Genomic DNA, 1,342 nt, shown 5'->3' with positions numbered 1-1,342 from the left:
TGGTCATGGGTCATCTCTTTTTTGTTAATGGTAAAGAAATGACACAGAATTCTGAACACTACCTATAATCCACATCTATGTATTCAGGTATTTTCTACGCTTCGTTTGTCTATCGCGCACCCTAGAGGCAGCTGCCTTGCGGCGACACATATTACCCTGGTGTGCCGACCCATAGAGGCTATATATTTTGAGGCTACACTCAGGAATAGCATAGCTTAGTCAAACCTCTTTACTGATTAAACGTCATAATACGCATCACTACCTACACCAATATAATAGGTCGTAAAAGATCTTCCTAATAGTTCTGTTTTGTGAACCTGAGTGGCCACCCTTTTCAAAATTCTATACTCAGGTCTGCTCTCGAGTAAATGAAGTAGTACTTCTTTATGTCCCAACTCTTTCGCCCACCGCATTAATTCTTTGAACACCAAGGTTCCAGAGCCCCAAAATTTCTGGGAAATAACAATTGCAAGCTCAAAACCTTTATCATCCGGCTGTATTCCACACCATCCAGCTAATATTCCATTAATATATACAGCACGGATACGGCAACCAGGGAGCAAGTCAATCTTAATCTTATTTTCAACCCACTGTCTAAGACTGGCAACATCAAAATAAGCATGCTCTATCAAGTGTTTTCTAATTTTCTGTTCATTGAGGATAGTAAGTAACTCCCCAATCTTTACATGGCTTAAATCTATAAATTCCATTTTATTCACAGCGAATCCTTTCCAGTAACTTAATCAATTAACGGCCTCACTGAATCTGAAGCTTAGATCGTATAACCACCTGATATTTACAGATTTTTTTGCTGAATCTTCAGGGCCATTTTAGACATTTCAAACTAGTTTTTACACATTTACGATGCGCCGATTAACCGACTGTATGCCACAGAATTTTACCGGCCGAATACTTAGCATTCCCTATGGTATACTCAGGCATCAACCCATCCGATATGGTATTCGGCGACCATATAGCTGTTGGGCGATTGTTTCAGTCGCCCTCCTTCTGCACTGTAAAATGCGAAGCCCAGCCTAGGGCCTTCAAAGACCACCAACTTTACCTAGACGCCCTTATATAATTCGCACAAGCTGTTCAAAATACAAACACTTAAATGTCCGTTCAACGCTGGGAGGAGAGGATATTTAGTCGGCCCTGAAAAAAAACCAAACACTTACCTCCAGCACGGTGTAATGAGGGTTTACGGGGCGATTCGGACTAAATCCACCTTCCAAAACGTAAGTAAAACCTAGATTCCCACAATAACCGACACACTTGGCGGTAGCGAAGGAGGCCAGCTGGCTGTAGGCTGGTTAGCTTCCACACAAACAAGCCAGGAACC

1 protein-coding gene is annotated in these 1,342 nt (G+C 42.0%); it reads right to left on the bottom strand.

Annotation, left to right across the window (positions count from 1 at the left end; genetic code table 11):
- Positions 1-236 precede the first annotated feature (236 nt).
- Positions 237-710, bottom strand: a complete 474-nt coding sequence (locus tag ACCI49_RS24655; RefSeq protein WP_371841908.1) for a GNAT family N-acetyltransferase — start codon at positions 708-710, stop codon at positions 237-239.
- Positions 711-1,342 lie beyond the last annotated feature (632 nt).

The organism is Microbulbifer epialgicus, from assembly GCF_041447265.1.
Classification (GTDB): Bacteria; Pseudomonadota; Gammaproteobacteria; order Pseudomonadales; family Cellvibrionaceae; genus Microbulbifer; species Microbulbifer epialgicus.
The sequence above is the reverse complement of the archived record's forward strand: the minus strand, read 5'-3'. Positions and strand labels throughout refer to the sequence as shown.